Genomic DNA, 21,938 nt, shown 5'->3' with positions numbered 1-21,938 from the left:
CTTCACTGCCGTTAACGAGATTGTTATCGGCGCCGCGATCTCGACAGCACATTGGAAAGGCGGCCCGAGGGCCGCCTTTTTGGAGCTTCGCTGATGAGGTGCATCTTATGCGAGTGGGACCGCGACGAATCGCGTCGCCTCCGCGCTCTTGACCTGCAACAGCACGCTGCGCTTGCCGGACGATTTGGCCTGAGCCAGCTCCGAGCGAACCTCGCCGACATTGCTGACGGCCTTGCCGCCGACATTGAGGATGACGTCGCCTGTCTGGATGCCGCGCTGCGCCGCCGGCCCTTCCGGATCGACCTCGGTGACGACGACGCCCTTCTGGCCGGCGCCCTGAACCTCGCCGGCGGGCGCCAGACCAAGCCCGAGACGCGGGGTGCCGGTGTCCGGCTGCACTTTCCCGTCATTGGCCTTGCCCTGAGCCTGCTTTTCGTTCGACAGCTCGCCAAGCGCCAGCGTCACCGTCTTGCTCTCGCCCTTGTGGTAGACATCGAGCTTGACCGAACTGCCCGGCGCCAACGTGGCGATGGTGCGGGCGAGATCGCGGGAATCCTTGATCGCGGTGCCGTTGACCGCGGTGATGACGTCGCCCGCCTCGATACCCGCCTTCGCCGCCGGACTGTCGGCTTGCGGATTGTCGACGATCGCGCCGCGCGCCTCCTTCAGGCCGAGGCTGTCGGCGATCTCGGACGTCACGGGCTGCACCTGCACGCCGAGCCAGCCGCGGGTGACCGCGCCCTTGTCCTTCAGCTGCGCCACCACGAGTTTCGCGGTCGAAGCCGGAATGTCGAAGCCGATGCCGACCGAACCGCCGGAGGGCGAGAAGATCGCGGTATTCACACCGATCACGTTGCCGTTCATGTCGAAGGCCGGACCGCCGGAATTGCCCTTGTTGATGGGCGCGTCGATCTGGATGAAATCGTCATAAGGACCATTGCCGATGTCGCGCCCGCTGGCCGAGACGATACCCGCAGTCACGGTGCCGCCGAGGCCGAAGGGATTGCCGACAGCAACGACCCAATCGCCGATCCGCGGCTTCTGGTCGGAGAATTTGACGAACGGAAAATCCTTCTTGCCGTCGACCTTGATCAGCGCGAGATCGGTCTTGGGATCGGTGCCGACGACCTTCGCCTTGTAGGTCGTGCCGTCGTCCATGGTCACCTGCACGGATTCGGCGTGATCGACCACGTGGTTGTTGGTGACGGCATAGCCATCGGCAGAGATGAAGAAGCCCGAGCCTTCACCCGTGATCATTTGGTGGCGCTGGCGCGGCATGCCATTCATGCCGCCCGGAAAGCGGAAGCCGAACTGGCGGGAGAACTGGTCGGACGGCGAGTCCTCGTCCGAATCCATCCGGTTCTGTTGCAGCATCGCGCTCTTGTCGTTGTCCTGGTCGATCCTGACCCGCACCGAGATGACGGCGGGTTTGACCCTGGCCACGAGATCGCCGAAGCCCGGCGGCGTCCCAGCCGTCTCGGCGGCGTGGGCCGGCGCGACGAAGGAGGTCACGCCGAATGGCGAGGTCCCGGGCGTGGCCGCGAGCACGGCCACGCCTAGCGCGGCCACGGTGCCAAGCAACGCCAGCCGGCGCGGCCTCAAGATCTTGCGGGTCGTGGGAATGTCGGAATTGACGCGATCGTTCATGTCAGAATGTCCATGTTGAGCAGGTGTCGCCTTGCACGCAACATGGGCGTTGGCACCTTACGGCGTCCCGTCCCCGCGATTAAATCTTGGCAAAGAATTGAAGGCCGGGGCGCGGCGACGAAAACTGCCGCGGCACATGACGCGGCTCGACGCGAATCCTTGATGCAGTGAAGGCAGTCGTCTCACTGCCCGTGCGCCAGCCCGCGACGTCCGTTCCAGGCGCGCTACCAGAGATCGTGATGCCATTGAGCGGAGCCGTTACGACGCTCGTTACGCCGCAGCCGGCCTTTCCCATGCCTCGGCGTCAGCGGCGCTCTCGTCGCCTTGTGCATTGCACGCGTCGAAATGCGCCTTGAGCTCGACTTCCGCAAGATATTCGAAATGTTCGGCCTGGCCGAGGAGCTCCCAGTTCTGGAGCGGGCGATAGGCCGCCTGCTGACGACAGAGGGACGCCAGTGCGCGGTAGCGACGTACGTTCTCCATGAGACCCTCCCTCGCATTCACGGGGCTTATTGCTCAGATTTGCGTCAGGCCGATGGCGGCCATGCAAAAGTTTTGCTGCGCGCCGCACGCCCGAACTCCGTCGATTCCAGGAAGTGCCGGGACAAGCCAAAGTTCCAGTCGGCGGCTCTCTCCCTTCCGAATTCCCGCCGCTGCCTGCCCAACCTAGACGGAGAGGCCGCGCTCGACGGTCACGCCGACGAGGTCGAGATAGCGCTCGATCAGATCCGGCCGGCCGACCAGATGGCCCTGCATTTCCTCGCAGGCCTCGCGCGTCAGGAAGGCACGCTGCGCCTCCGTCTCCACACCTTCGGCAATGACGGGGATACTCAAGGCGCGCGCGAGGCTCAGGACTGCACGAACGATCTCGCCCGATTGCGGCGTCGCTTCGAGATTGGAGATGAAGCTGCGATCGATCTTGATCTTGTCGAACGGGAACGACTGGAGATAGGACAGCGAAGAATAGCCGGTGCCGAAATCGTCCATCGCGATGCGGATGCCCAGCGCCTTGAGCCGTCGCAGCAGATCAAGTGCGCCGTTGAAATCACCGATCAGCACGCCCTCGGTGATCTCGACCTCGAGCCGCGTCGGCGCGAGCCCCGTTTCCAGTAGGATCCGTTGGATCGACCCTTCGAGATCGCCGGCCTGGAATTGGACCGGAGAGAGATTTACCGCGACCTGCAACGGTCTTTGCCATGACGCCGCCTCGCGGCACGCTTCGCGCAGGATCCACTCGCCGATCTGGATGATCAACCCGTTCTCCTCGGCCAGCGGAATGAACTGATCGGGCAACACGAAGCCGCGCGTGGGGTGATTCCAGCGCAGCAGCGCCTCGAAGCCGATGACCTCGCCCTCGATCCGCGCCTGCGGCTGGAAGTAGACGAGGAGCTCGTTCTGCTCCAGCGCCCGCCGCAGATCGTGCAGCAACAGCCGGCGGTCGCGCAGCTCCTGGTCCATCTCGGATTCGAAGAACCGGACCCTGCCCCTGCCCTCGCGCTTGGCGCGATAGAGCGCGGAGTCGGCGTTGGCAAGCAGCGTGGCGGCATTGACGCCGTCATCCGGATAGGACGCGATGCCGACGCTGAGGCCGACATGGGAGAGATAGTCGTCGACCTCGAGCTCGTTGCCGATGGTCTCGACCAGTCGTTCGGCAAGGGCCAGCACGTTCTCGCGGCTGACATTATCGGGCATCAGGATCATGAATTCGTCACCGCCGATGCGCGCGACGAAAGCGCCGTCGGCTTCGGCGGCAAGGCGATCGCCCGCCGCCCGCATCAGCATGTCGCCGACGGGGTGGCCGAATACGTCATTGACCTCCTTGAAGCGGTCGAGGTCGAGGCTGAGCACGGCAAAGCTGGTCGATGCCTCCTGCGCCCGCTCCAATCGTTCCTCCAGCGCGGCGTTGAAGGCGCTGCGGTTCGGCAGGTCGGTCAGCACGTCATGATGCGCGAGATGGCTGATCCGCGCCTGGCTCGCGATCCGTTCGGTGACGTCCTCGATGACGCCGACCAGATATTGCGGCTCCCCGTCGGAATCCTTGATCAGCATCTTGCGTGAATTGACGACACAGCCACGGCCTTTGACGCCCACTTCGAGCAGATGCTCCTCCAGGAACAACGGCAGGCCGCTGGCCACCACGCGTCGATCCTGCTCGTTGACCACGCGGGCGACTTCGGCTGGGAAAATCTCCTCGGGTGTTCGGCCCAGCATCTGTTCGCGCGGCATGCCGTAATAGTCTTCCCCGGCGCGGTTGAGCAGGATGTAGCGCGAACTCTTCGCGCATTTCGCGAAGACGGCGATCGGAACGTTTTCGACGATGGTATCGAGGAATTCCTGAGTCCGCAGCAGATCTCGCTCGACCACACCCTGCGTGTGTGCGCGTGCCTCGATCATCCGCTGGCGGTCGCGATCGCTCGCCTCATAGGCAGCGCTGACGAGCTCACCCAGCCTCACGACGTCGACCTGTCCAGCCGCGTCGGTAGCGCAGCGGAGCTGCTCGGCAAACAAGCGATGCATGCTCATAGCATCGTCTCGTGCCGCGTGCAGGCTTCATGCCTGCCAATGTACTGGATCCGCATCCCCACGCTCTCTCGCGTTCCTGGACCCAGACTGCGACGCACGGCCTTGCGCAGGGGTTAACCGAAACTTCGTGCCCAACCCGTTGGTTACTCAGGCCTGAAGAGTTGTTAATTTTTCCGCGCTAACTCCCGTAGCCCCCCGGAGAAAGTGCCACGCCTTAGGACAACCGGCACGTCGATCCATCGACGCTTGCGCCTCCCGTAGTCTAACGGATACGGCCTCCATCGCTGAGGCGCATCCGATGTGTACAACTGTCCTGCAACTTCGGAACCCGGCCGGCCTCGGCGGCGGTGCGAATGGCCGCGATATTGGCCGCATATTCGGCAGCGCTGTTGCCGCGAAATACCGCGGAGCCCGCCACGAGCGTGTCGGCGCCCGCTGCGGCCACGGCAGCGGCATTGTCGCGTGTAACACCGCCATCGACTTCGAGCCGGATCGGCCGGGCGCCGATCATGCTTTTGATGCGCGCGATCTTCTCCAGCTGGGACCCGAGGAAGGACTGGCCGCCGAAGCCTGGATTGACCGTCATCACCAGCACGAGATCGAGACGATCGAGCACATGTTCGATCGCGCTCTCCGGCGTCGCAGGGCACAGGCTCACGCCGGCCTTCTTGCCGAGCATGCGGATCGCCTGGAGCGAGCGATCGAGATGCGCACCGGCTTCGGCATGCACGGTGATGACATCGGCCCCGGCCTTCGCGAAGGCTTCGAGATAGGGATCGGCCGGCGCGATCATCAGATGCACGTCGAATATGTTCTTCGTCCGCGGACGGATCGCCTTGATGACATCGGCACCGAAGCTGATGTTCGGCACGAAGTGCCCGTCCATGACGTCGCAATGGATCCAGTCAGCCCCGGCCGCATCGATCGCCGCGACTTCTTCGCCAAGGCGCGCAAAATCCGCGGCCAGGATCGAGGGCGCGATGAGGATCTCTTTCGTCATGGCTTTGCACTCCGCGCGTCGGCACCGCCGCTGAAGACACGGCTTGCCAGGACATCCATGGGATCGATGGTCTCGAGGTCGGCGATGTCGAGCATGCGGTCGAGATCGGACACCAGACGATCGGCCTGCCGCAGGCGGATGCGGTCGACCGCGTTACGGATCGAGCGCGCGTTGGAGAAGAATGGCTGGGTCCGCCGCAGCGCGATGTACTTCTCGAACGCCTCGCGCGCTGCCGCCGAGAAGCGATAGCCCCGCTCCTTCAGCATCAGCTCGGCGATGACGAGCAGCTCGGCTTCGGCATAGTCCGGGAATTCGATGTGGTGCGCGATGCGCGAACGGAAGCCGGGATTGGAGGCGAAGAAGCTCGTCATACGCTCGCCATAGCCGGCGAGGATCACGACCAGATCCTCGCGCTGGTTCTCCATCACCTGGAGCAGGATCTCGATCGCCTCCTGACCATAGTCACGCTCGTTGTCGGGGCGATGGAGATAATAGGCCTCATCGATGAACAGCACCCCGCCCATCGCCTTCTTCAATATCTCCTTGGTCTTCGGTGCGGTGTGGCCGATATATTGACCGACCAAGTCGTCGCGCGTCACCGAGATCACCTGCCCGCGCCGCACGAAGCCGAGGCCGTGCAGGATCTTGGCCATACGCAGCGCCACGGTGGTCTTCCCGGTGCCGGGATTGCCGGTGAACGACATGTGCAGCGTCGGCGGCGCGGAGGCGAGGCCCGCGCGCTGCCGGATGCGTTCGATCAACAGCAGCGAGGCGATCTGGCGCACGCGGGTCTTGACCGGCTTCAGTCCGATCAGCTCCTGCTCGAGTTGTTGCAGCGTGGCGGTGATCCCGGCCGCCTCGGCCTCCTTGCGGAGATCGAAATTGGTCTCGCCATGTTCGGTCGTCGAGTGGGGAACATCGAGCATCGGCACCTCGAAGAAAAGGGCTTCGCCGCGGGGAGCGGCGAAGCAGTGGTCCGCCAAGGATACGGAGCAGGGAGCGCTCCGCGCGGAGGAGAACGGTTCAGGTTGAGGCGTACGCGACCGGCTTGCGCACGGTGGTGTAACGGATCGCGCGGCCGCCCACCTCCTGCCGCACCAGCTCGAACTCAGCCTCCTGAGGCGGCCGGTTGACGAGGAAGGAGATGCGCACGGACTCCCAGCCATGGCTGGAATCGAAGCCGCTGATGCGGATGTAGCGGTCGCCGTACACTCTGCGGCATTCGGCGAGCTCCATCATCACGCCGGCGGCATCCTGGAGATCGAACATCGGCAAGCCCCACATTTCCCAATAAGTGTTACGGGGATGCGGATCGTCGGTGAACTCGATGTTCACCGCCCAGCCATTGGCGAGGCAGTATTGCACCTGCTTGGTGATCTGGTCGTCGGTCAGGTCGGGCAGGAACGAAAAGCAGCCCTGGGTCAGTTTCATGGTCAAAGCTCCTCAGACGGTTTCCAGCGCCGTCGGCACGAAGTCCGGCGTGTCGGTGGATTGATAGTTGAAGGTGACGTCCTTCCAGACCTCGAGCGCCGACTTCAGCGGCGTACAGGTCTGGGCCGCCTTGGCCAGGATTTCCGGGCCCTCGTGGACATAGTCGCGGCCCTCGTTGCGGGCGAGGATCATCGCTTCCAGCGCGACGCGGTTGGCGATGGCGCCGGCCGCGATTCCCATGGGATGGCCGATGGTGCCACCGCCGAACTGCAGCACGACGTCCTCACCCAGGAGATCGAGCAGCTGATGCATCTGGCCGGCATGGATGCCGCCCGAGGCGACCGGCATCATCTTGTTCAGGCTCGCCCAGGACTGGTCGAAGAAAATGCCGTGCTCGAGCCTGGTCGGGTTGAACTCCTCGCGACAGACGTCGTAGTAGCCGCGCGTGGTATTGGGATCGCCTTCGAGCTTGCCGACCACGGTGCCGGCATGGATGTGGTCGACACCGGCGAGCCGCATCCATTTGGCGATGACACGGAACGACACGCCGTGGCTCTTCTGCCGCGTATAGGTCGAGTGACCGGCGCGGTGCAGATGCAGGATCATGTCGTTGCGGCGCGCCCATTTCGCCATCGACTGGATCGCGGTATAGCCGATCACGAGGTCGATCATGACGATGACGGAGCCGAGCTCCTTGGCGAACTCCGCGCGCTCGTACATGTCCTCCATCGTCCCCGCGGTGACGTTGAGATAGGTGCCCTTCACCTCACCCGAGGCAGCCTGCGCGCGATTCACGGCCTCCATGCAGTAGAGAAAACGGTCGCGCCAATGCATGAAGGGCTGCGAGTTGATGTTCTCGTCGTCCTTGGTGAAGTCGAGCCCGCCCTTCAACGCCTCGTAGACCACACGGCCGTAATTGCGCCCGGAAAGACCGAGCTTCGGCTTGACGGTGGCGCCCAGCAGCGGCCGGCCGAACTTGTCGAGCCGCTCGCGCTCGACCACGATGCCGGTGGCAGGTCCCTGGAACGTCTTCACATAGGCGACCGGGAAGCGCATGTCCTCCAGCCGCAGCGCCTTGAGCGGCTTGAATCCGAACACGTTGCCGATGATGGATGCCGAGAGGTTCGCGATCGAGCCCGGCTCGAACAGGTCGAGATCATAGGCGATGTAGGCGAAATACGAGCCCGGCGAGCCCGGGACCGGATCGACGCGGTAGCACTTGGCGCGATATTTCTCGGCGGCGGTCAGGCGATCGGTCCACACCACGGTCCAGGTCGCGGTCGAGGATTCACCGGCCACCGCAGCCGACGCTTCGATCGGATCGACACCTTCCTGCGGCGTGACGCGGAACAGCGCGATCACGTCCGTGTCCTTTGGCGTGTAATCGGGCTCCCAATAGCCCATGCGCTTGTATTCCATCACCCCGGAGCGATAGCGCTCTTTGCCGCGGACCGTGCCTGCATGTGCGTTCATGTCTCTCTCCTGCTCTTTTCTCTCTGCTTTCTGATTGACTATGCCGCGACGGACTCGCGGGCGTCCACGCGCGGATCAAGCTCGCCGGCGCGGTAGCGCCGCGCCATCTCGCTCATCGGGATCACCTTGATCTTACTGGCGTGGCCTGCCGTGCCGAATTGCTCGAAGCGCTCGCGGCAAAGCTCGCGCATTGCATCCATCGCGGGCTTGAGGAATTTGCGCGGGTCGAACTCCGAGCGTGTTTGCGCGGCAACCTTGCGGAAGACGGCCGTCATCGCGAGGCGGCAGTCGGTGTCGATATTGACCTTGCGTACGCCGCTCTTGATGCCGCGAACGATCTCCTCGACCGGCACGCCCCAGGTCTGCGGCATCTCGCCGCCGAATTCGTTGAACATGTCCTGGAGCGGCTGCGGCACCGAAGACGAGCCGTGCATCACCAGATGCGTGTTCGGCAGCCGGCGGTGGATCTCCTCGACCACGCGCATCGCCAGGATGTCGCCGTCGGGCTTGCGGCTGAACTTGTAGGCGCCGTGCGAGGTGCCCATCGCGATCGCAAGTGCATCGACCTTGGTCGCGCGGACGAAGTCGACCGCCTGGTCGGGGTCGGTCAGCAGCTGGTCGTGGCTGACCTTGCCCTCGACACCGTGACCATCCTCCTGCTCGCCGCCGCCATGCTCGAGCGAGCCAAGCACGCCGAGCTCGCCTTCGACGGAGGCGCCGACCCAATGGGCGAGATCGACGACGCGGCGGGTGATCGCGACGTTGTAATCGTAATCGGCCGCGGTCTTCGCGTCGGCCTTCAGCGAGCCGTCCATCATGACGGACGTGAAGCCATGGGCGATGGCGGAGGCGCAGGTCGCCTCGTCATTGCCGTGGTCCTGGTGCATGCAGAGCGGGATGTCCGGATAGGTCCGCTCCAGCGCGTCGATCATGTGCGAGAGCATGATATCGCCGGCATAGCTGCGCGCACCGCGCGAGGCCTGCATGATCACGGGCGCGTCGACCTCGGCCGCCGCCTGCATGATTGCGATGCCCTGCTCCATATTGTTGATGTTGAAGGCCGGCACGGCGTAGCCGTGGCTGGCCGCGTGATCGAGCAATTGGCGAAGGGTGGTACGAGCCACGATTGATCCTCCTTGTTGTCCCTTATTGTCCCTTGTGGGCGACCGCCCGGCGGGCCGCTTCCGCAACGCTTTGCGGCGTGATGCCGAATTCACGGTACAGCACGGGCGCCGGCGCCGAGGCACCGAAGCCGCGCATGCCGACGAACTCACCGTCGGCACCGATCCAACGTGCCCAATCACCCTGCACGGCCGCCTCGATCCCGACACGCGGCGCCGTGCCGAGCACCGTGGCGCGGTAATCCTCCGGCTGCTCCTCGAACAGAGCAAAGCAAGGCGCGGACACCACTGCCGCACGGATATGCTCGGTCGCGAGCAGGCGAGCGGCTTCCAACGCGATCGACACTTCCGAGCCCGTTGCGATCAGCGTCACGTCGCGTCCTCCATCCGGTGAGACGATGAGATAGGCACCACGGGCGACCCGGTTTCTGCCGCGCGCATCGCTGCGGAAGGTCGGAAGCGCCTGGCGCGACAGGCAGAGCACGGACGGGCGGCTCTCGGAGCTGAGTGCGCAGTCCCAGGCCTCCAGCGTCTCCACGGCGTCAGCGGGCCGGAACACGAGCAGATTGGGAATCACCCGCAGCGCGGCGAGATGCTCGACCGGCTGGTGCGTGGGGCCATCCTCGCCGAGACCGATGGAATCATGGGTCATGACGTGGATGGCGCGCAGCCGCATCAGCGCCGCAAGGCGGATGGCGGGCCGGCTGTAATCCGAGAACGCGAGGAATGTGCCGCCATAGGGGATGAAGCCGCCATGCAGCGCAAGGCCATTCATCGCGGCGGCCATGCCATGCTCTCGAATGCCGTAATGGATGTAATCGCCGGCGAACGCGCCGCTCTTGACCGGAGCCTGCGCCTTGACGTGCGTGAGGTTCGAATGGGTCAGGTCGGCCGAGCCACCGACCAGGCCCGGGATGGTCCCGGCGATGCCGTCGAGCACCTGCTGTGAGGCCTGGCGCGTTGCGATCTTCGGACGTTCGCTGGCGAAGCGCTCGCGCAGCTTCGCCACAGCCAGCGCATAGCCGCCCGGCAAGGCGACGGCCCTGCCCTCGACGAACAGATCGCGCTGCTCCGGCGTCGCGCTTTCGTAGCGATCGAGCCAGGCGAGTCGATCGACCTGCCCGCGCTGTCCGATCATCCGCCACGCCTTCTGGATCGTGACAGGCACCACGAAGGGCTGATAATCCCAACCCAGCGTCCGGCGCGCCGCCGCGGTCTGCTCGGTGCCGAGCGGTGCGCCATGCGCCTTCTCGGTGCCCTGCCGGTCCGGCGCGCCGTAGCCGATGATGGTGCGGCAGGCGATCAATGACGGCTTGGCGGTCTCGCGCTCCTCCGCGATCGCCTGCGCGACGGCTTCGGGATCGTGGCCGTCGACACGGCGCACCGACCAGCCGGAGGCGGCGAAGCGCGCGAGCTGGTCATCCGACGTCGCCAGCGAGGTCGGCCCATCGATGGAGATGCCGTTGTCGTCGAACAGCACGATCAACCGGCCGAGCTGGAGATGACCGGCAAGCGAGATCGCTTCCTGGCTGATGCCTTCCATCAGGCAGCCGTCGCCGGCGATCACATAGGTGAAGTGATCGACGAGGCCGTCGCCATGCCGCGCATTGGCCATGCGCTCGGCGAGCGCCATGCCGACGGCCGTGGCAATCCCCTGCCCCAGCGGACCTGTCGTGGTCTCGACGCCGGGCGTATGGCCATATTCGGGATGGCCCGGCGTCTTCGAGCCCCACTGCCGGAACGCCTTGATGTCGTCGAGGCTGACGTCGCCGCCGGTCAGATGCAACAACGCATAGAGCAGCATCGAGCCATGACCTGCGGACAACACGAAGCGGTCGCGGTCGGGCCAGTTCGGATGCGCCGAGTCGAATTTGAGGAAGCGCGAGAACAGCACGGTCGCGACGTCGGCCATGCCCATGGGCAGGCCGGGATGGCCCGACTGCGAGGTCTCGATCGCGTCGACCGCAAGGAAGCGGACGGCATTGGCGAGATCGTTGTGGCTGACGGCATAGAGGTCGGCTTCGGCATGAACCGAGATGTTCATCAGATCCTCCCGTTGCTTGTCTTGCGGATCACTTCAGGCTCCGCTTGCGCTCGATCAGTTGCATGATCAGTGGCGTCAGGATGAGCTGCATCGCGAGGTCGAGCTTGGCGCCGGGGCAGACGATGGAATTCGCCCGGGACATCCAGCTTTGCGGCAGCATCGACAGCAGATAGGGAAAGTCGATGCCGCGCGGATTCTTGAATCGGATCACGACCATCGATTCGTCGGGCGTCGGGATCCAGCGCGCGATGAACGGATTGGAGGTATCCACCGTCGGCACGCGCTGGAAGTTGATGTCGGTCTCGGTGAATTGCGGGCAGATGTAGTGGATGTAATCCGGCATCCGCCGCAGGATGGTGTCGGTGACGGCCTCGGTCGAATAGCCGCGGGCGCTGCGGTCGCGGTGCAGCTTCTGGATCCATTCGAGATTGATGACGGGCACGACGCCGATCTTGAGGTCGGCATAGCGCGCGACATTGACCTTGTCGGTGACGACGGCGCCGTGCAGACCTTCGTAGAACAGCAGGTCGGAGCTCTCCGGCAGCTTTTCCCAATCGGTGAAGGTGCCGGGAGGCGCGCCATGCAGCGCCGATTCCTCGGCGTCATGAACGTAGTGACGCGTCACCGCCGTGCCGGTCTCGCCATAATCGCGGAACGCGCGCTCCAGCTCCTCGAACAAATTGGTCTCGGGACTGAAATGGCTGAAATGCTTGTTGCCGCGCTCGGCCTCCTTGGCCATCTGCGCGCGCATCTCGGCGCGGTCGTAACGATGGAAGGCGTCACCTTCGATGTAGGCGGCGTTGACCTTCTCGCGGAAGAAAATCTGCTCGAAGGTCTTCTTGACCGAGGTGGTGCCGGCGCCGGAGGAGCCGGTGATGGAGATGATCGGATGCTTCCTGGACATGCGTCACCTCGCTCAGAGCCGGAAGAATCCGCGCCGCGCGAAGAGCGGCGCAGAGACGCTGGCGACCAGCAGCGGATCGCAATGCAATTCCTCGACGCGCCGCACCTCGTTGATCGAGCCCATGATCAGCGGCACGCGCTGGTGCAGGCTTTGCGCCGACAGTTCGAGGATGCGCTCGCGCCCGGTCGAGGCGGAGCCGCCGGCCTGCTCGATGATGTAAGCCATCGGGTGCGCCTCATAGACGAGGCGCAGGCGGCCGTCGCCGTAACCGGGGCGCGCGTCCGAGGGATAGAGGAAGACGCCGCCGCGGGTGAGGATGCGATAGGCCTCTGCGACCAGCGAGCCGATCCAGCGCATGTTGAAATCGTGGTTGGCGGGTCCTTCAATGCCGGCGAGGCATTCGTCGATGAAGGCGCGCACCGGCGGATCCCAGTGCCGGCGGTTCGAGGTATTGATCGCAAACTCCTCGCAGGCCTCGGAGATCTGCACGCCGCTGCGGGCGAGGCGGAAGCAGCCGGCCTTGCGGTCGAGCGTAAAGACGTCGACGCCGTCGCCGAGCGTGAGCACCAGCGAGGTCTGCGGCCCGTAGGTGACGAACCCCGCCGCCAGCTGCGCCGAGCCGCGCTGGTGGAAGGCGAGCGACAGATCGTCGGGCGCGGGCAGGATCGAGAAGATCGTGCCGACGGTCATGTTGATGTCGATGTTGGAGGAGCCGTCGAGCGGGTCGATCGCGACGCAGATGCGGCCGTCGCGGTCGACGATCTGGGCTTCACGCATCTCCTCCGACGCCAGCGCCGCGATCGACAGCGTGCCGAGACAGCGGCGCAGGATCGCATCGGCTTGGACGTCGAGATTTCGTTGGACGTCGCCGTCGCTATTGCGGCCCGTCGTCAGGCCCGAGGCGTCGGCGAGATCGCCGGAGGCGATGAGATCGGCAATCTCGATCGCCGCTGCCGCGATGGCATCGACGGCGGCCGCCACGGCGAGCGCATGGGGTGCGGTCTCACAATACCGCTGAAGGAGGTCGTCCAGCCTGAGTTGCCCGGTCATCTGCGTCCATCCCTTGCCGGCGCCGCATCCGTTTCCCTCCCCAGTGGAGGTCGATGCGGTCAGTCCCAGCACGATGAGATTGACAGGCACCACTTAATAAGGAAAATTTCTATTTATAATGAGCGCCAAAGAATTTTCTTATAATGGCCCCAGCCATGGGGCGGCTCAGCTCCGGCATCTGACGATCCGGCAGCTGCGTTCGCTCGCGGCGCTCTCGGCCAAGGGCAGCGTGACGGCGGCGTCCAGCCATCTCGGGCTGACGCAGCCCGCCGTGACCCAGCAGCTCCGGCAGCTTCAGGACCTCGCAGGTTTGCCGCTGGTGCAGCGGACCGGCGACGGGATGCTGCTGACCGAGGCTGGCAAGGAGGTCTTGGCGCTGGCCGAGCGGGTCGAGGCCGCCATCATGGACTGCCAGGGCGCGCTTGACCTGCTGGCGGGGCGGACCGGCGGCACCGTGCAGCTCGGCGCGGTCTCCACCGCGAAATACTTCGTGCCGCATGCGATCGCGGCGTTCTCCAAGCGGCATCCCAAGATCGAGATCAAGCTCACCATCGGCAACCGCGAGGAGATCCGCGAGGCCATGCACGGCTACGACCTCGATTTCGCAGTGATGGGTCGGCCACCGACCGACGTCACGGTCGACGTCCGTCAGCTCGGGCGCAATCCGCACATCATCGTCGCGCGCAAGGGGCACTGGCTGGAGAAGGATTCCGGCCTCAACCTGACCGACCTCGTGCACGAGACCTTCCTCACCCGCGAGCCCGGCTCGGGGACGCGGACACTAATGGAAGGCATGTTCCAGAAGTCGGATCTCGAGCCGATCATCGGCATGGAGATGAGCAGCAACGAGACCATCAAGCAGGCGGTGATCGCCGGGCTCGGCATCGCCTTCATCTCGGCCCACACCGTGGCGCACGAACTTGCCGAGGGCCGGCTGATCGTGCTCGACGTCGCCGGCCTGCCGATCGTGCGGCAATGGTACGTGATCCGCCGCAGCGACAAGGTGCTGCTGCCGCCGGCGCAGGCGATGTTCGATTTTCTGGGTTCGGAGGGCTCGAACTATCTGCCCGACGTGCCCGAGCTCGGCGGACGATAGCCCCCGCGCGCTCAGCTCATCAGCCTCATGGCGAGCGTCGCCGCCAGCACCACGATGATCTGGAGCAGGCGCTCCGTCGTGAAGATGCGGTTGAAGGTGGTCATCGCTTGCCCCGGCCGGCGTGAAGGAGATGTCGGTCGGCCCGTGACTAGCACAGGCGGGGGGCGAGACAACTCCGTAATTACCAGGGGTGCAGGCTGTCGTCATTTCGCCGCGAGAATGCCGCACGTCACGTCGTCCCCGACAGGCGATCGGTCCACCACGCGAGAGCGCGCCCGGCGCCCGCCTCGAAGCCGATCATCGGCAGGCCCGTGGTCACCTCGCGAAGGCGGCGAATGTCGGCGGCGATGATCGGCTCGGCGTCGACGCCGGTTGCCTCGATGGCCCCGAACCGGACCAGATGCCGCGCCTCGAGGCGATCGGCGACATGCTCGACCACGCTGCGCAGGCTGCGCGGCTCGCCACTGCCGAGATTGACCGCGCCGGTTAGATCGCTGTCGAGCACCGCGGCGATCATCTCCGCGAGGTCCTCGACATAGACGAAGTCGCGCAGCTGCCGGCCATGCGAGCAGTCGAAGCTTTGGCCCGCGCGAAGATGCCGGATCAGCGACGGAATGAGACGCGCGTCGGGCTCGTACGGGCCGAACGGGAAATATACACGGCCCCAAGTCGCGCCGGCGGCGATGTAGGCTTCGGCTGCGCAGAGCTTGCTCTGTCCATACAGGGTCGTTGGGCGGCATGCGCTCGTGCGCTCGTCGCACAAGCCGTTCTGCGGGCCGTATTCGAGACAGCTTCCGATGCCGAGGATGCGACTGGTATCGCGGGCGCTGGCCCCGCGAGCAGATCGATACTCGCTTTCGCCCAGAGCCGGTTGACGGGATCGTCACGATAACGGCCCGGCCGCGCGTCCCAGGCGAGATCGACCAGATGCGTCGGGCGCGATGCCGACAGCACCTGCACGCGGCCGGCTTCCCTGAGAAGATCAGCGGCGTGCCACCTCACGCCGGCGGTTGACGGCTGAGCCGAGCGCGCGACGCCATAGACCTCGAAGCCGCGATCGACCAGCACAGACAGCAGCGCACGGCCGAGGAATCCGGACGCGCCCGTGACCAGCACCCGCTTCATGCGAGAAAAGGCAGCGCGCGGTCGCGCGGACAGGATCGGATCAGGAAGCGGCCAGGCGATCGCCAGCGACGGATCGTCCCAGCGAATGCCGGCCGCTGCTCGCGGATCATAGGGCACGTCGATGGAGCGTCTGGAACCGTGCGCGCATCCGGCGGGAATGAACACTGCATTATGCCGATCGGCGGCGAGCTCGACCGCGCACCATTGCCCATATGTCGGCAGCGACCGGCGCAGATCGACGATCACATCGAAGGCGCGGCCGGCGACGCACCGCACCAGCTTGGTCTCGTCATGCGCAACGTTAACGGCATTTGCGTAGCTTGAGGCAATTCAGTAACAGCCGCGGCAGGACGGCACAACGGGTCGATCCGTCCATGGACAGGCGATGCCGCTTCTGCGCGGACGAGTTCGACGAGACCTTCGTCGATCTCGGCCTGTCGCCTCTCGCAAACTCTTTCGTGCCGCGGGAGCGGGCGGACACGACCGAGCCGGTCTATCCGTTGCATGCCCGGGCCTGCCGGGCCTGCGGGCTGGTCCAGCTGCCGCAATTCGAGCCTGCGGCGAGCATCTTCGACCAATATCTCTACGACTCCTCCTATTCCGAGAGCTGGCTGCGTCATTGCGAGAGCTACGCCGCAGCGATGATCGCCCGCGCGAAGCTCGGCGCAACGTCCGAGGTGATCGAGATTCGCCAGCAATGATGGATATCTCCTGCAATATTTCCGGCGTGCCGGCTTCCGCGTGCTCGGCGTCGAGCCCGCCGGCGGCCCCGCGGCGGCGGCCGTCGCCAAGGGCATTCCGACCCGGACCTGCTATTTCGGCCGCGACGTCGCGCGCGCGCTGCGGGCCGAAGGACACAGGCCCGATCTGGTCGTCGCCAACAACGTGCTGCCCCACGTCACCGACATCAACGACTTCGTCGCCGGACTGCGCATTCTCCTGCCCGAGACCGGGCGCGCGACGCTGGAGCTGCCGCATCTTCTGCAGCTGATCGAGGCATCCAGTTCGACACGATCTATCACGAGCATCTGTCGTACTTCTCGCTCGCAACCCTCGGGACCGTGTTTCGCGCACACGGCTTGCGCATCTTCGATGTCGAGGAGTTGCCGACGCATGGCGGCTCGCTGCGTCTGCACGTCTGCGACCAGGCTGCGCCTGAAGGCTCCTCGCCCGCACTCGAGACATTGCGCCGGCGTGAAGCAGAAGCGGGCATCGACCAGCCGGCGACCTATCGTGGTTTCCGGGAGAAGGTGGCGGCGAAGCGCGAGATGATGCGCGGCTTTCTCGTCGCGTCGCGACGTGCGGGCAAGACGGTGTTGGCCTATGGCGCGCCCGCGAAGGGCAATACGCTGCTCGATTATTGCGGCGTCACGCGCGAGATGATCCCGTTCACCGTGGACCGCAATCCGCACAAGCAGGGCCTGCTGCTGCCGGGATCGCATCTGCCGGACCGCGATCCCGCCACGCTGATCGCAGCCCGGCCGGATTACGTGCCCTGGAATCTCAAGGACGAGATCATCGCCCAGCTGCCGGAGGTCCGTCGCTGGGGCGGGCAATTCGTCGTGCCCGCGCCCGATCTCACGATCATATCGTGAGCGATGGTTAACGATCAGGCCGCGCGCGGAGCGGCGTAATCCGTGCGCGCCGCGAAATAGGCTTCGAGCTCCGACAGCGCGCGCGCTTCCCAATCCTTCGCCTGCTCCAGCAGCGACCAGCTCTGGCCCGGACGGAATGCAGCGGTCTGGCGATAGAGCGATGCGATGCCGCGGTAGCGACGCACGTTCTCCAAAATGGCGTGACCGGTGATGTGGCCGTTCATGTCCGAATACTCCCTCGTCGTTCCCGCGGGAGAAACTGCGGCCAAATCTTTTTCGAAAAGTTAGCGGCGCGCCGCAAGCTTGCGGATGGTTGCCGAACTGTTGCGCGCGCGCAACGCGCATGGTCGCCCGCGGCCGATCTATTGCGGATTCGTTGCGGCGCTCTCGTCCGAGTGCTTCAGGCCCCCACGGCTGACGATCAGTATCGTCTTGCGACAGAGATCGGCGAGCCCGATCAGCAGCACCGCCAGCAGGCAGAACAGGTTGATGGAATCGGCATTCGCGCTGGTCAGCGAATTGAATTCGAAGAAGGGCGGCATGAAGGCCCACCACACCAGCGGAACGGTCACCAGCGCAGCGAACGCCGCCGACGGCACGCCCGCAACGAGCGCGAGCACGAAGAGGCCGGGCAGGAATGCCCCGAAATAGAGCTTTGCGCCGAGGGCGACACAGATCCCCTGCAGCACGGCCGACAGTGCAACGACGACCAACCCGAGCAGAAACGCCTGCCACGACCATGGCCGTACCCGCGGTACGCCAAACAGCCCCGCACGCCTCATCAGCCTCCCCCTGCCGCCCGTTAACCAGGCCCGATTGCGACCAAAGTACTACAGCCGCGCCCGCACCGCGAGGCGGAAATTGCGCCCTCGCGACGATCGGTAAACGGGCCGCATCGCACAAGTGTCGGCCGTGCCGGGCGGCTACTCGGTCGCCGCATAGAGAAGGCCGGCGACCGGCAGGGCTAGGCCAATGGCCGATGCCAACGTCCAGCCGCCTTGCGCGAAGGCGAAGGCGCCGAGTGCGGAGCCGGCAGCGCCGGCGGCGAAGAACGTCGCCATATAGAGGCCGTTGAGGCGGCTGCGGTGCTCGTGCCCGAGCACGAAGATGGCGCGGAAGCCGAGCACGACATTCCCCTGAACGCCGATATCGATGGCGATTGCCGCCACGACCAGGCAGGCCAGGTTCAGCATCGATCCGGGCGCGCCGATATGCGTGATCAGGAATCCCGCGCCAGCGAGCAGCATCGCGACCCGCGTCGCCAGACGGCTATGGCCGCGATCGGCGAGCCGTCCCGCGATCGGGGCCGCGAACACGCCGGCAGCGCCGGCGAGCGCGAACAGCGCGATGCCGCGCTGGGTGAAGCCGAACTCACGCGCCAGCAGCAGCGGCGCCACCGTCCAGAACAGCGTGAAGCAGCCGAACAGGCTCGCCTGATAGAGGGCGCGGCGGCGCAGCAGCGGCGTCGTTCGCACGAGCTCCGGCATCGACAGCAGCAGCGCGCCATAATGCATGCGCGCGACCGGCTTGCGCTTCGGCAAAGTCATCCAGAGAACTGCTGCGAGCACGATCATCAGCGCGGCCGAGCAGAAGAACACCGCATGCCACGACAGTGCCGCCGTGACGAAGCTCGACACCGGGCGCGCCAGCATGATGCCGAGCATCAGGCCCGTCGAGACGTTGCCGACGACGCGGCCGCGGCTGGCTTCCGGCGCCAGATGCGCGGCATAGGGAATGATGATCTGCACCGCGACCGAGCCGAGCCCGACGAACAGCGCGGCGAGCAGGAACGGCAGCGCGTGGGTCGCGAACGCGGCCGCGAGCAGAGCCGCGGCGCCGAGCGCAATGACCGAGCAGATCAGCAGGCGATTCTCGACGAGATCGCCGAGCGGCACGATCAGCAGCAGCCCGGTGCCGTAGCCGATCTGGGTCATGGTGACGATCAGCCCGCCGGCTGCATCCGAGAGGCCGAGCGCGGCGCTGATCGGCGCGATCAGCGGCTGGGCGTAATAGATGTTGGCGGCGACCATGCCACAGGCCGCGGCAAGTACCAGGGTCAGGCGCTGCGAGATCGCGTCCGGTTCGGGCGCGGTCTCGATCGTGGCATTCATCGTCATTCGCATCGACTCCAGATAGGATATAGGGAATGACAATTCCCTATTCTGACAAAGAATTCAGGTGAGCAGCTTCATCGCGACGCCGACGAGGCGCAGCGCCTCGAGCCGCAGGCGGGACTTGCCGACGACGCGCAGACCTTGCGTGATGCAGATCATCAGCCGCGCGGTGTCCTCGGCGTCGACATGGCGCGGGATCGAGCCGTCGGCCAATCCTTCGCGAATGAGGCCGGCGATGAAGTTCTCGTTTGCCTCGAGCTGCGCGTTGACGCGGGCGCCGACCACAGGATCGAGCGCCGACAGCTCGACCGCACTGCCGACGACGAGACAGCCGCGCCGTCCTTCGCTGCCCTGGGAATGCTCGACATACGACAAGAGCACGTTGCGGATTTTCTCGCGGCCGTTTGCGCCGCGCGCCGCGGCCTGCTGCGTCTGCTCCTGGCGGAGATGGGTGTAACGTTCGAAGGCGGCGAGGAATACCGCATGCTTGTCGCGAAACGCCTTGTAGATGCTCCCCGTCGCCAGCCGCATCGCGGCGGCGAGGTCGCCGATCGAAGTCGCATGATAACCGCGCTCGCGAAACACCCGCACCGCCCTTTCGAGGGCGATGTCCATGTCGAACTCCCGGGGGCGGCCGGGCGGACGAGCAGGTCGAGATCGGCGGGCGGTCTTTTGCATTGCGGGATAATAGGGAATGAACGTTTCCGAATACAGACACGAGCTTGTGAGCGGAGGAAATGAAGCTGGTACGTCGATCACCAGTTCTCGTGTCCCGGACGCGCTGCGGCGCGCAGTGGCGCTGCGCAGAGCCGGGACCCATCCGATGCGGATTACTCGGAGAGATGGGCCCCGGCTCTGCAGCGCATCGTCGAAGGGACGCTGCGCTGCGTCCGGGGCACGAGCGGAGTGGGGCGCGACACTCTCTCCACGTCATTGCGAGGAGCCCTTGCGACGAAGCAATCCAGAGTCTTTCCGTGGAGGGATTCTGGATTGCTTCGTCCTCGCAATGACGGAGTATGAGGTTGCAGCATCGCTCGGTTTGCATTCGAAGCCTAGACACGCCTTCACAGCCTCGCGGCGCTTTTCGCCCGAGCTTTGCTTGATCGCTCCACCCTCATATCCGAGAGGGTGCAGGGAAGGCCGGGTGCCGGCGGCACCCGCGGTCCGCTGCGCAAAAGCACACGCAGGAAGAACCGCACAGCAGCATACAGGTGAAGCCCAACACACGGCCTTCCCTGCGCGATGGTCGGACGGCTTATGCCGCGCTCTCCCGGGAGCCGAGTTCCTTCTGGCCTCCCTCGCCCTTGCGAAATTCACCAGCCCCGCGCCGGTTGGCGCAGATGCCGCCTCCGCAAGAGCTTGACCGTAGCAACGACGGCCAGGACCACACGGTTTTGCCGTACGCACGGTTCGTTGGCGCCACAGGGTCCGGCGGCGTTGTGCACGTTGCCACCGGAATATGACGCGACGAACCTGACAGCGCCGCTCGTCCGCGCGATGCCTCAGGGCTCACGGAGAGCAATCCGCCCTGCCCTTGGCTCTCGCGCACGACGCTGCTGCGTCCACCGCAAGCCCGGCTCTGCGACCACACGACAACATGACCGCCCCTCAAGGGTGAGCCGGGATGGGCGACACATACGTCAATTCCGAATTTCGGTAAAGTAGAATATTTTCACCGCGCCGGCTTGACAGAGGGCGACACAGGCGCGGCAACCACCACGGAACTCGTTGCGAATTTGCAACGGTTCCCAACTGTCTGAAGCCTGACAAGAGAAACTCCCAATCCGGCCACGAACCGCTCTCACAAGGCCGTGAGACGATCAGGGGAACGACGATGCGTGCACAACGCGTTTGGAAAGTGAATGGGGCTGCCAGCATCGGGCAGCTCCAGTCGAGACTGGATGACCTCAACAAGCGGCTCGGCCAGCTGGAAAGCCAGCATCCCGAGAGCTGGAAGGTGGAAGAGCTGAAGGCGAGCGCGCTGAGCTTGTCGCGCGAGATCGACGACATCCGCTGTGCCGAGGCGACGGCGGCGCTGAGCGAGCTGCTGCGGAAATAACCAGACCCTTCGTGATTCGCTCACGCCGAGGGAACCAACGTCGCGCATCACCATTTCCATGCCGGGCATGGCGTAAATCGTGACGCGCTTCGCGCCCGCGAGGGATTTCGCATGACGTCCGATCCCGAGGAGTCGGTGAGGCTGCAAGGCTATGGCGAGATGACATTGCGCACCGCGGTCGCAACGCTGATGGCGCTCGCACCGCGCGACCGATCGGAAGCCGCCATCTTCCGCGTCCGCGACGGCGTGCGCCTGGCGCAAAGCGAGATCGCCGAGCTCGCCTCGGAATGGGGCATGACGCCGCTCGCCGAGGTCAGGTCGCCAAAGCTCGTGCCGGATCAGCACTGGCCGGACATCGTCCGCAGCATGGTGCGCGAGGCGCCGCTGCCGTCGCTGATGGTGGCGTTTCTGGTGGGCGTGGTGGTGGCGCGGCGATAGATTCTGCGCGGACGCGCGGCTGCACAGGACCGAGCATATCGAATGACGGAAGCGCATCGCTCCGCGCCAGCCATGCCGCGCGCACAGGCGTCCCTGCTTGGGCCAAATCGGCCGTGGACCCGCCTCGAAAATCGTTGCAGAAAGGCGCTCCCGAGGCCCCGGCGGCCGCCCGCCAAGTCTCTGGGAAACGTCGACTTTTGGAAGAATGGTCGGAGTGGCAGGATTCGAACCTGCGACCCCTGCGTCCCGAACGCAGTGCTCTACCGGGCTGAGCCACACTCCGACAAGAAGGCGGCTTATAGCGTCGGGTTTGGCGCA

General features: G+C 65.2%; 19 protein-coding genes, 1 tRNA gene and 2 pseudogenes. 4 read left to right on the top strand and 18 right to left on the bottom strand.

Features of this window, described 5'->3' with window-relative positions:
• Positions 1–105 precede the first annotated feature (105 nt).
• The 11 genes from LPJ38_RS15730 to LPJ38_RS15680 form a co-directional block, all read right to left on the bottom strand.
• Positions 106–1,647 carry a Do family serine endopeptidase gene (locus LPJ38_RS15730; protein ID WP_145637142.1) on the bottom strand — a complete coding sequence of 514 codons (1,542 nt, stop codon included), beginning with the start codon at positions 1,645–1,647 and terminating at the stop codon, positions 106–108.
• A 270-nt stretch (positions 1,648–1,917) separates the two neighbouring features.
• On the bottom strand, positions 1,918–2,130 hold the full coding sequence (locus LPJ38_RS15725; RefSeq protein ID WP_008551558.1) for a hypothetical protein: 213 nt from the start codon (positions 2,128–2,130) through the stop codon (positions 1,918–1,920).
• A 183-nt stretch (positions 2,131–2,313) separates the two neighbouring features.
• Positions 2,314–4,170, bottom strand: a complete 1,857-nt coding sequence (locus LPJ38_RS15720; RefSeq protein ID WP_145637139.1) for a putative bifunctional diguanylate cyclase/phosphodiesterase — start codon at positions 4,168–4,170, stop codon at positions 2,314–2,316.
• Between the two features lie 262 nt (positions 4,171–4,432).
• Positions 4,433–5,170: a ribulose-phosphate 3-epimerase gene (gene rpe, locus LPJ38_RS15715; protein WP_145637135.1), complete on the bottom strand. Its 738-nt coding sequence runs from the start codon at positions 5,168–5,170 to the stop codon at positions 4,433–4,435.
• The gene (gene cbbX / locus LPJ38_RS15710) at positions 5,167–6,096 is read right to left on the bottom strand and encodes a CbbX protein (RefSeq protein ID WP_167520543.1); all 930 of its coding nucleotides are present in this window, start codon (positions 6,094–6,096) and stop codon (positions 5,167–5,169) included. Before cbbX ends, rpe begins: the two co-directional genes overlap by 4 nt.
• A gap of 97 nt (positions 6,097–6,193) precedes the next feature.
• On the bottom strand, positions 6,194–6,601 hold the full coding sequence (locus tag LPJ38_RS15705) for a ribulose bisphosphate carboxylase small subunit (RefSeq protein ID WP_008566800.1): 408 nt from the start codon (positions 6,599–6,601) through the stop codon (positions 6,194–6,196).
• A gap of 12 nt (positions 6,602–6,613) precedes the next feature.
• The gene (locus LPJ38_RS15700) at positions 6,614–8,074 is read right to left on the bottom strand and encodes a form I ribulose bisphosphate carboxylase large subunit (protein WP_145637132.1); all 1,461 of its coding nucleotides are present in this window, start codon (positions 8,072–8,074) and stop codon (positions 6,614–6,616) included.
• A gap of 38 nt (positions 8,075–8,112) precedes the next feature.
• Positions 8,113–9,198, bottom strand: coding sequence for a class II fructose-bisphosphate aldolase (fba, locus tag LPJ38_RS15695; RefSeq protein ID WP_145637129.1), 1,086 nt, complete (start codon positions 9,196–9,198; stop codon positions 8,113–8,115).
• A gap of 22 nt (positions 9,199–9,220) precedes the next feature.
• On the bottom strand, positions 9,221–11,239 hold the full coding sequence (gene tkt / locus LPJ38_RS15690) for a transketolase (RefSeq protein WP_145637127.1): 2,019 nt from the start codon (positions 11,237–11,239) through the stop codon (positions 9,221–9,223).
• Between the two features lie 28 nt (positions 11,240–11,267).
• Positions 11,268–12,143, bottom strand: coding sequence for a phosphoribulokinase (locus LPJ38_RS15685; RefSeq protein ID WP_008557539.1), 876 nt, complete (start codon positions 12,141–12,143; stop codon positions 11,268–11,270).
• 12 nt (positions 12,144–12,155) lie between these two features.
• On the bottom strand, positions 12,156–13,193 hold the full coding sequence (locus LPJ38_RS15680) for a class 1 fructose-bisphosphatase (RefSeq protein ID WP_145637123.1): 1,038 nt from the start codon (positions 13,191–13,193) through the stop codon (positions 12,156–12,158).
• Between the two features lie 118 nt (positions 13,194–13,311).
• Here LPJ38_RS15680 and LPJ38_RS15675 point away from each other — a divergent pair, with 118 nt between their 5' ends.
• Positions 13,312–14,289, top strand: coding sequence for a LysR family transcriptional regulator (locus tag LPJ38_RS15675; protein WP_145637120.1), 978 nt, complete (start codon positions 13,312–13,314; stop codon positions 14,287–14,289).
• Between the two features lie 229 nt (positions 14,290–14,518).
• Here the strand turns inward: LPJ38_RS15675 and LPJ38_RS37945 are convergent, their stop codons facing one another.
• Positions 14,519–15,088, bottom strand: a complete 570-nt coding sequence (locus LPJ38_RS37945) for an NAD-dependent epimerase/dehydratase family protein (protein ID WP_283811479.1) — start codon at positions 15,086–15,088, stop codon at positions 14,519–14,521.
• 125 nt (positions 15,089–15,213) lie between these two features.
• Positions 15,214–15,660: pseudogene (locus tag LPJ38_RS37940) on the bottom strand (dTDP-4-dehydrorhamnose 3,5-epimerase family protein); the annotation flags it as partial.
• Between the two features lie 128 nt (positions 15,661–15,788).
• Between LPJ38_RS37940 and LPJ38_RS15665 the strand changes: the two are divergent.
• Positions 15,789–17,009, top strand: a pseudogene (locus LPJ38_RS15665) (methyltransferase domain-containing protein).
• A 14-nt stretch (positions 17,010–17,023) separates the two neighbouring features.
• Here the strand turns inward: LPJ38_RS15665 and LPJ38_RS15660 are convergent.
• The 4 genes from LPJ38_RS15660 to LPJ38_RS15645 form a co-directional block, all read right to left on the bottom strand.
• Positions 17,024–17,233, bottom strand: a complete 210-nt coding sequence (locus tag LPJ38_RS15660) for a hypothetical protein (RefSeq protein ID WP_008557515.1) — start codon at positions 17,231–17,233, stop codon at positions 17,024–17,026.
• A gap of 138 nt (positions 17,234–17,371) precedes the next feature.
• Positions 17,372–17,791, bottom strand: coding sequence for a DUF4118 domain-containing protein (locus LPJ38_RS15655; protein ID WP_145637117.1), 420 nt, complete (start codon positions 17,789–17,791; stop codon positions 17,372–17,374).
• A gap of 141 nt (positions 17,792–17,932) precedes the next feature.
• Positions 17,933–19,126, bottom strand: a complete 1,194-nt coding sequence (locus LPJ38_RS15650; protein WP_145637114.1) for an MFS transporter — start codon at positions 19,124–19,126, stop codon at positions 17,933–17,935.
• A 57-nt stretch (positions 19,127–19,183) separates the two neighbouring features.
• Entirely contained in the window at positions 19,184–19,801 is a 618-nt protein-coding gene (locus tag LPJ38_RS15645) for a TetR/AcrR family transcriptional regulator (RefSeq protein ID WP_145637112.1), read from the bottom strand.
• 1,156 nt (positions 19,802–20,957) lie between these two features.
• Here LPJ38_RS15645 and LPJ38_RS15640 point away from each other — a divergent pair.
• Together LPJ38_RS15640 and LPJ38_RS15635 are read left to right on the top strand one after the other, a co-directional pair.
• Positions 20,958–21,182 carry a hypothetical protein gene (locus tag LPJ38_RS15640; protein WP_060736712.1) on the top strand — a complete coding sequence of 75 codons (225 nt, stop codon included), beginning with the start codon at positions 20,958–20,960 and terminating at the stop codon, positions 21,180–21,182.
• A gap of 111 nt (positions 21,183–21,293) precedes the next feature.
• A complete protein-coding gene (locus LPJ38_RS15635; protein ID WP_145637107.1) occupies positions 21,294–21,620 on the top strand; it encodes a hypothetical protein in 327 nt (108 codons plus the stop codon).
• A 206-nt stretch (positions 21,621–21,826) separates the two neighbouring features.
• On the opposite strand, the gene LPJ38_RS15630 is transcribed toward LPJ38_RS15635, so the two are convergent.
• Positions 21,827–21,903: transfer RNA gene (locus LPJ38_RS15630), tRNA-Pro, on the bottom strand.
• Positions 21,904–21,938 lie beyond the last annotated feature (35 nt).

This window comes from Bradyrhizobium daqingense (assembly GCF_021044685.1).
Taxonomy (GTDB): Bacteria; Pseudomonadota; Alphaproteobacteria; order Rhizobiales; family Xanthobacteraceae; genus Bradyrhizobium; species Bradyrhizobium daqingense.
Note: the sequence above shows the minus strand (reverse complement) of the source record. Positions and strands in the feature narration are given on the sequence as shown.